The 8431-nt window shown below is 51.6% G+C and carries 6 protein-coding genes; all 6 read left to right on the forward strand.

The window, feature by feature from the left end; all coding sequences use genetic code 11:
• Positions 1–501: hypothetical protein (locus MES37_RS22310; protein WP_237932669.1), on the forward strand; the 501-nt coding region annotated here is incomplete at its 5' end.
• 162 nt (positions 502–663) lie between these two features.
• On the forward strand, positions 664–1137 hold the full coding sequence (locus MES37_RS22315) for a hypothetical protein (protein WP_237932670.1): 474 nt from the start codon (positions 664–666) through the stop codon (positions 1135–1137).
• Between the two features lie 123 nt (positions 1138–1260).
• Entirely contained in the window at positions 1261–2388 is a 1128-nt protein-coding gene (locus MES37_RS22320) for a hypothetical protein (protein WP_273695116.1), read from the forward strand.
• Positions 2385–5855, forward strand: coding sequence for an ImcF-related family protein (locus MES37_RS22325; protein WP_237932671.1), 3471 nt, complete (start codon positions 2385–2387; stop codon positions 5853–5855). Before MES37_RS22320 ends, MES37_RS22325 begins: the two co-directional genes overlap by 4 nt.
• Positions 5855–7450 carry a type VI secretion system protein TssA gene (tssA, locus tag MES37_RS22330; RefSeq protein ID WP_237932672.1) on the forward strand — a complete coding sequence of 532 codons (1596 nt, stop codon included), beginning with the start codon at positions 5855–5857 and terminating at the stop codon, positions 7448–7450. Before MES37_RS22325 ends, tssA begins: the two co-directional genes overlap by 1 nt.
• Positions 7451–7477: 27 nt before the next feature.
• Positions 7478–8431 (forward strand): PAAR domain-containing protein (xopAK, locus tag MES37_RS22335; RefSeq protein WP_237932673.1); only part of this gene is annotated, 954 nt, incomplete at its 3' end.

The raw sequence follows: 8431 nt of genomic DNA on the forward strand, positions 1-8431 counted from the left end.
TCCGAAAACAAAACTAACAAAGAATATAATGATTCCACTGACAGATTTCCGGTCAATAGTTGGGTCTGTTTATCGTCCGACACTGTCTACAGTAACGGATATGACAGAAGTATAAATGAACGAATTGTTTATTCGAGAAGTAAATCTTTATGGATTAAAGTTAACAACAAAAAATTTGATATAATTCCTTCAAATAAAGATGGGCCTTACAAGCTATTGACGTTATATAATATCAAAGCAAAGAATGCTAAGGGATATGTTGTTTTTGATGGGAACCTTACTAAGGATGATAAGGATACCTATAAAAATGCAGGGGGGGTGATTAGCTTTTGCTTAGTTCAAGATTCTACCTATATTGCACTTTGTGGCTCTGGTAGTCTTGCCCCAGATAGTGGTCGGATCCCATATGTGCTAAAGACTCTTGAAAGCATGGAAATAGGTCTAGGCAATAAAGAGAATGATACGATATTAAATAACCATGACAAGTCCACGTATAAATAAAAATATTTGTAATGTCTTTTCTTAGTGTTAGCTACTTCGCTATGTCTTCTGCACCTGTGGCTAAAGTTGAGGGGGCGTCAGTACTTAATGGCGCATATACCGGCGAAGAGCATAGACGGAAACAAACAACACGAATTGCAAAAATCTTGATGGTTTAATTATATGAAAATGATTGCCGCATTAACTTCATTATTTTTATTGACTTCCCATGTACATGCCATGAATGTTAAATTAAAAGGGAATGATACAGTTAGCATTGAATTTAACTCTGATGTTAAAGATATAAAGTTAGACAGTGTAATCAATGGTTATAGTGTCAAATGTGATGGTACTAAAATCATCATATGGGGTAAACCGAAAAAATTTAATGAAAGTAATCCTCAGGATACTAATGTTATATTATTGGATGTTGCGAATGATTATAAGAAGTATGAACAGGGCCTCAGCGACGGAGTCTTCGAAGTAAATTATCTAAAATCAGGAGATGTTGCTTATATTAGTAACAATCTTGGGGGGTTCATAAATCTATCTAATGGGCATCTCAAAGAAGTCACCTCTGAATTTGATCCATCAGATGAAAACAACTTCGAATCGTGCAAAAAAAATGAATCATGGGAATTCAATAGATACCCTTGATCTAATGGTTTTCACCCCAGAAAATTGAGCTTAAGAATTGTGCATTCACTAAAAAATCTCCCCCAAAGATATATCAGACCCGTTTCTCCAAAAATTTCCCGCTGGTTCATTGCGTTGGCAATAATGCTGGCTGGCAGTGTTATTTTGATGCGGATCTTTGGTCGGTATGTTGATAATCATTATTTTTGGTTAATTGCGCTGGGCGTACCTGTTGCATTCTGGATTGTTTTTGCCGGCGGTCGATTCGCAATCTGGATGCTGAAGGATATGAAAGCAAATGGATACGATAAACGTCGGGAGGCGTGGATAATCAGTGAAACGCGTCGTAGCCGTCGGGCACTTCAGATATTAAATGTGTCTTTTATTACCGGTTATCCGGCTGAGCATCAGGACGAAGTGGTCACTAAAATTCTCAGTAATGCGAGCATCATTGCTGCACAAACCGACTGGCAGGGAACAGAAGGTCGCAGGATGAGCAGGATAGCAGTAAGTCCAGATGAAACCCCCTCATCATTAATATCGCTTTTATTCGACCAGTTAACTGAAAACCTGGCTTTGCATCTGACATCGTGCTCTGACAAAGCCTCTTTGACGCTGGCTTTTGATATTTCATCAACTGTTCCGCATAGCGAAGTGATCCAGTTATGGGGAGAGACCTGGGAAGAAAGCGGAATAGCACTTCCTGTTGAATACATCAAAGGTTCCGGCCCCGGAATTGTTGATAACTGGCTCAATAATCACTTTAAAGATAACGCCATGTTGTTGGTGGTAGCACTTCAGGTTGCGCCAGTTCATGTAGACAACAGTGCTGAGGTAGCAGTTGCATTGCTCTTTGGTAACAGGCTGACGCAGGAATCAGTTTCTCCTCTGGCATTACTACACCGTCCGGATCCCTCTCCAGCCAGAGAGCTTGAATTCGGCATGCGGATGGCCGCCTACAACGTTCCGGTCAAAGATGGCATCGTCAGACATCTCTGGCTGTCCGGGCTCAACGATCAGCAGCATGCGGAAGTGGTTATTCATCAGAATAAACCGCCCGCGAAAGCAGTTGAAGGTGATGCTGTTATTAACCTCGACAGCACTATGGGCCACGCTGGGGCAGCTGCCCCCTGGCTTGCCATTGCCGCTGCGACTGAAATAACCCAACTAACACAGTCTCCACAGATGATTATCTGTGGAGACACCACACAGGATGTGCTGTGGAGCACACTCGTCACCCCGACGGCTTCCCGACAGGAGATAGATTCGTGAGGTTATCTGCTTTATTACCAAAGGAAACGGAAGGTCGATATCTTGCTGTCGTCGTCTTTTTCCTGCTTTTACTGGGTGCTATGACATTTATCGTCTGGAAATATCCAGACGTAGCCGGTCTTTCAGCAGGCACTGAACAGCAGACTCACTGGCTCATTGCGGGTGGCTGTCTGACAGGGAGCTTTCTGGTCGGAGCAATATTGCTTCTGATTGTTGTTCGTCATTCCGGTAGCAAGGAATTCGAGGCCATCGTTGAGTCAACCCGCGGTGATGACGAGAAGAAGAAACGCAGACGTGAGAAAGACACTCAGCCCCCTGAGGCTATGCTGTGTGATGGCATCAGACGTCATCTGCACAAACGCTATGGCAACTTCTGGCGCCACAAAATTCGCCTCCTGTTAGTCGTGGGTGATGAAACAGAAATTGAGCAGCTGGTTCCCGGCCTGCAAAAAAGTCAGTGGCTGGAAGGGGAGCGTACCGTTCTAATTTACGGTGGCAGTCTGGCCACCGAGATTGATACGGTGAAATATGCCGCGCTGCGTAAACTGCGTCGTGGCCGCCCACTGGATGGTATCGTCCGGGTACTGGGTGAAGACCAGAAACTCACTCCGGGCAAAAGCGACAGTGATCTGCGCGGACTGGAGAAAATCAGCGAAGCGTTACGCTATTCAACACCTGTGTGGATGTGGCAGTTGTGCGGCAGTCAATGGTCGCAGATGGAGCGTAAATCGCAGTCTGTCGGGATAGCGTTACCGATGCGGGCGATGCCTGAAACGGTAGCAACGCAACTCGATGAACTTCTGCCGCAACTGCGTGAGCAGGGTATGTCGCAGATTGCTGAGAAACCGCAGTATGATTTTCTGCTGCGTCTGGCCCAACAGCTTGAACAGGGGGGAAGTGCGCGCTGGATGGCCCGCCTGACTCCGTGGTTGTACAGTTCACAGCAGCGGGTTCCCTTACGGGGACTGATGTTCAGCCTGGTCAATACATCTGAGCTTCCCACAGAAGAGACAGCAAAGGACGCGGGCGAAGAGGCCACGTCGGCTTTACATCAGCACGCGCTGACGTTCCCTGCGATCTGGCAGGGCATCACCGCGGACTGCACCCGGGTACGTGGCCGCAGCGTGGGTATGGCCTGGGAGATGACGCTGGCATGGTGCCTCATGGCGACAGCCGGTCTCTGGGGAGCAGGCCTGTTGGTCTCCTTTGCACTGAACTACGGACAGATTTCTTCTGTGGCGGAAAAAGCACGCAACCTGGTGGAGCATCCTTCCATTTCTGATTATCAACTGACGGCACTGCATGAACTGCGAAACGATGCTGGTCGCCTGCAGCATCATGTCCAGGAAGGGGCGCCCTGGTATCAGCGTTTTGGTCTCGATCATAACACGCAGCTGTTTCACGCCATGCTCCCGTGGTATGGGGTGGCAAACAATCGTCTGATCCGTGACCCGGCAAGTACCGCACTGACCCAAAAGCTCACCACCCTGACCAATTCGGCACCAAACAGCGACCAGCGTATACAGCTGGCAAAACCCGGTTATGACCAGTTGAAAGCCTGGCTGATGATGTCACACCCTGACAAAGTGGATGGAGCGTTCTACGCGCAGACCATGAAGGATGTACAGCCAACTCGCGCAGGTATCTCCACCGGCCTGTGGCAGAGCCTGTCCCCGGACCTGTGGGCTTTCTATATGACTGAGCTGCCACAGCAGCCGCAGTGGAAAATTACCCCGGATGCATCTCTGGTTAGCCAGAGCCGTCAGGTACTGTTGCAGCAGATTGGCCGACGCAATGCGGAAGGGACGCTGTATGAAAATATGCTCAAATCGGTGCGCCGTAACTTTGCTGATGTGTCTCTGGAAGACATGACCAGTGGCACCGATGCCCGACGTCTGTTCTCCACCGAAGAGGTGGTCCCGGGGATGTTCACCCGTCAGGCCTGGGAAGGGGGGATACAGCAGGCTATCGAGAAGGCGGTCAGCTCCAGACGCGATGAAATTGACTGGGTGCTCAGCGACAGCCGCAAAGCCGTCTCCGAAGACCTGTCGCCGGAAGCGCTGAAAGCCCGTCTGACCCAACGTTACTTCACTGATTTCGCCGGCAGTTGGCTGAGCTTCCTTAACAGCCTGCGACTCAACCCGGCGAACAACATTGCCGATGTGACCGACCAGCTGACGCTGATGAGTGATGTGCGCCAGTCTCCGCTGATTGCCCTGATGAATACGCTGGCCTGGCAGGGGCAGACTGGCCAGCAGAGCGAGGGACTGTCTGATTCCATCCTTAAATCAGCGAAAGAACTAGTCGGCAGCCAGGATAAGCCCGCTATCGATCAGAGTGCAGCCGGTCCGCAGGGGCCGCTGGATGACACCTTTGGCCCCTTGCTGGCGCTGATGGGGAAGAACAAAGCCAACAATGTGATGTCCGCTGACAGCACGCTGAGCCTGCAGACATACCTGACCCGTATCACCCGTGTGCGTCTGCGTCTTCAGCAGGTGGCGGGTGCCTCTGATCCGCAGGAGATGATGCAAACCCTGGCTCAGACGGTATTCCAGGGCAAAAGCGTGGATCTGACTGATACCCAGCAGTACGGTAGCCTCGTGGCTGCAAGCCTGGGGGAAGAGTGGAGTGGTTTTGGCAACACCCTGTTTGTTCAGCCGCTGACGCAGGCCTGGGAAACGGTACTGCAACCGTCAGCCGCCAGCCTTAACGACCGCTGGAGCCGTTCAGTGGTGGCGAACTGGCATACCGCCTTTGATGGTCGCTTCCCGTTTGCGGCGAGCAAAAGCGACGCGTCTCTGCCCATGCTGGCTGAGTTTCTCCGTAAAGACAGTGGACGCATTGACAGGTTCCTGGCGACTGAACTCAACGGGGTGCTTCACAAAGAAGGCAGCCAGTGGGTACCGGACAACGCACACAGCCAGGGCCTGACATTTAATCCTGCCTTCCTGCGGGCTGTTAACCAGTTGAGCCAGCTGTCGGATATTTTGTTTACCGATGGCAGCCAGGGGATAAGTTTTGAGTTGCAGGCTCGCCCGGCAGCGCAGGTGGTAGAGACTCAGCTGATTATCGACGGGCAGCAGCTGCGTTACTTCAATCAGATGACTGACTGGCAGTCTTTCCGCTGGCCGGGGGATACCTTCAAACCGGGAACGATGCTGACCTGGACTTCAACCAGTGCCGGCGCACGCCTGTTCGGAGATTACAGTGGGACCTGGGGCTTCATTCGCTGGCTGGATCAGGGCAAGCGTCAGCAAATTGATCGCAGTCAGTGGATGATGAGCTTCTCTGCCTCTGATGGACGTACCCTCCAGTGGGTTTTGCGCTCACAGTTGGGCAAAGGGCCTCTGGCCTTGCTGGATTTACGTGATTTTAGCCTGCCGGAACAAATATTCAGTGTCGATGCCGTGGCGACAGCACAGGCGATGGCTAGCCCTGATAACTCAGTCATGGACGGAGTGGAATAATGACCACATTACAGGATGTACTCCAGACCTGCGGCACAGATGAAAAAGCCGCCCTGGCTCAGGCCAGGGCGCGCAGTGCCGACTGGGCAAGCTGGCTTACCCCAGTAGACGGCAGCGAGCCTGCGGGAGAGGATCCGGGCTATGACGATGATTTCCAGCGTATTCGCGAAGAGGTCAACAAGCTCTCGGGGATTGATACCGGCCTGATTTGCCAGCTGGCAGAAAAGCTATTGACCGGCACCTGTAAAGATTTACGTATCATCACCTTCTACGTCTGGGCGCGTCTGCATCAGGACGGTGAAACCGGACTGGCTCAGGGACTGGAGCTGATGGCCGCGATGCTGGCGCGGTTCGGAACCCGGTTACATCCTCAGCGCAGTCGTAGCCGTAAAGCGGCTCTGGAATGGCTTGGGAGCAGCCGTATGACTGACAGCCTGTCTCTGTATCCTGAAGTCGATATGTCTGTTATGCAGCGTATCACCGCGGCCCTGTTACTGGCGGAAGAGACGTTCCGGACATTTGATGTGGAAGCCCGGCCAGAACTGGCTGGATTGTATCAGGCCCTGGATAACCGGCTGGTACAGAGTGGGGGGGCCAACAGTCTGGTACCCCAGACCAGCAGGGAAGAGCATACCCCGTTGACGTCAATGGCGTCGTCAGCGCCGGTGATGAACACCGTCACATCGGGGCGTGATTTGCTTGAACAGGCGAAAGTGCTGGCGAAATATCTGCGTGATCAACCCGGAGGCTGGCTGGCCGGACATCATTTGCTGAAAAGTGTCCGCTGGGACACGCTGACCGAACTCCCGCCACTGGATGCGTCAGGGCGCACCCGCCTGGTGCCACCCAAACCAGATAACAAGGCGCACCTCAAACGCCTGTACCTGCAGAAAAGCTGGTCTGAATTGCTGGAGCATTCAGATACTTTACTGGCGCAGGGCGTTAACCACCTGTGGCTGGACGTGCAGTGGTACGCCTGGCAGGCACTGGTGAAGCTCGATAACGACAGTGTGCGGGCGGATATCCTCTGCCGTGACCTGAAAGGTTTGCTGGCCCGACTCCCGGGGCTGGAAGTGCTGGCGTTCAGTGACGGTACAGCCTTTGCCGATGAAGTGACACTTAACTGGATCAATGAAACTGTGCTGGACGACATACCCGGCTGGAAAGATGAACCGGTGTCAGCGGTGGCTGCTGGCAATGATGAAGTGCTGAAGCTTGAGCCTGAAGTGCTGGCGAAAGCAGACAGCGAAGGTATTGAAGCCGCACTTAACTGGCTACAGGCTCAGCCGGGTTATACCTCTCCCCGTGAACGCTGGCTGATGCGTCTGCTGATGGCCCGTGTGAGTGAACAGTACGGTAAAAATGAAATGGCACTGCACCTGCTGGGTGAACTCAACGACAGCGCACGGGCGCTCACCCTTGAACAGTGGACACCTGAGCTGATGTTCGAAGTTAAAGCCCGCAGGCTCAAACTGTTGCGGGGTAAGGCCGGGCGCAGCGAGGCGGATAAAACCCGTCTTCAGCCTGAACTGGACTTACTGTTGTCCGGGCTGATTTCCTTGGATCCTGCACGAGCTGGCGTGCTCTGCAGCTGATGCTCTTCAACGGAAGGAACAACTGATATGGCAAAAGGTTACTATCTGGTGCAGGGGGACATGACTACCTGTGGCGGTAAAATTGTAGACGGTGCAAGCGATCATCGGTTGTTTGGAAAAGGGATTGCCTGCGAACGTGACCGGGTGACCTGTGGCCAGCATCCCGGGATGTATATGATTGCGGGCGGGATCGCGAATGATACTATCCACGGCCGTAAAATGGCAGGTACGCTCGACAGTACCAGTTCGTGCCCCTGTAGGGCACGTTTTGTGCCATCGATGATGCAGGATACGTATGAAACAGCCTCGTCAGCGTCTCAGTCTGCAATCCCGGTGGCAGATGATACCGAATTTCAGATGAGACTGGCGGGGGCGATGGCCACTGGCAGTCAATATGAATTTATGGAGACGTCTGAGCCCTCAGGCTCAGACACCGGTGCACATGAATTGGTTGAGCCTGAGCATATTACTGATGCAGATCGTGAACCTTATCGGGCACTCGAAAGAGAATATGCATCGTTGTTTGAAGATCGGCATATTCAGCAGTTACCTGAAAATGAAGATGTTGTTTTTGACGATGTTGAAGATGTCGATATGGATGAAACGAAAATTATTACTAATATTTCTGGCCGACATAAAAGTCTGGGCACCCGTGGACTTGGTCCTTGTATCGCTGTATGCGCCTATGGATGGACCCTCAATAACAGTCAGATACTTGGACTCAGTCATTATTCTGGTCTGGCAGAGCCTGAGGATATGCTTGATAACATAGACAGCGATATGAGAGCCGCTGGGGCTACCCGCACTGAATATTATCTTATTGGTGGCATGATTATGCCTGGAGGGCGGGAGTCGGGAAGTCTGCAGACAGAGGAGGGGCTGCTGTCATTAAGAGACCAATATAATATTAAGGGGGTCCGCCTTCATCTGTCTGAGGGAACGGAAGATGAAAGTGAAGATGAAAGTGAAGATGAAGATAAA

The sequence above is a fragment of the Buttiauxella sp. S19-1 genome, assembly GCF_022134725.1.
GTDB lineage: Bacteria > Pseudomonadota > Gammaproteobacteria > Enterobacterales > Enterobacteriaceae > Buttiauxella > Buttiauxella ferragutiae.

Excerpts from the sequence above, each read along its gene's own strand:
- MES37_RS22315 (WP_237932670.1), top strand. The coding sequence starts at position 664 with ATGAAAATGATTGCCGCATTAACTTCATTATTTTTATTGACTTCCCAT.
- MES37_RS22320 (WP_273695116.1), top strand. The coding sequence starts at position 1,261 with ATGCTGGCTGGCAGTGTTATTTTGATGCGGATCTTTGGTCGGTATGTT.
- tssA (WP_237932672.1), top strand. The coding sequence starts at position 5,855 with ATGACCACATTACAGGATGTACTCCAGACCTGCGGCACAGATGAAAAA.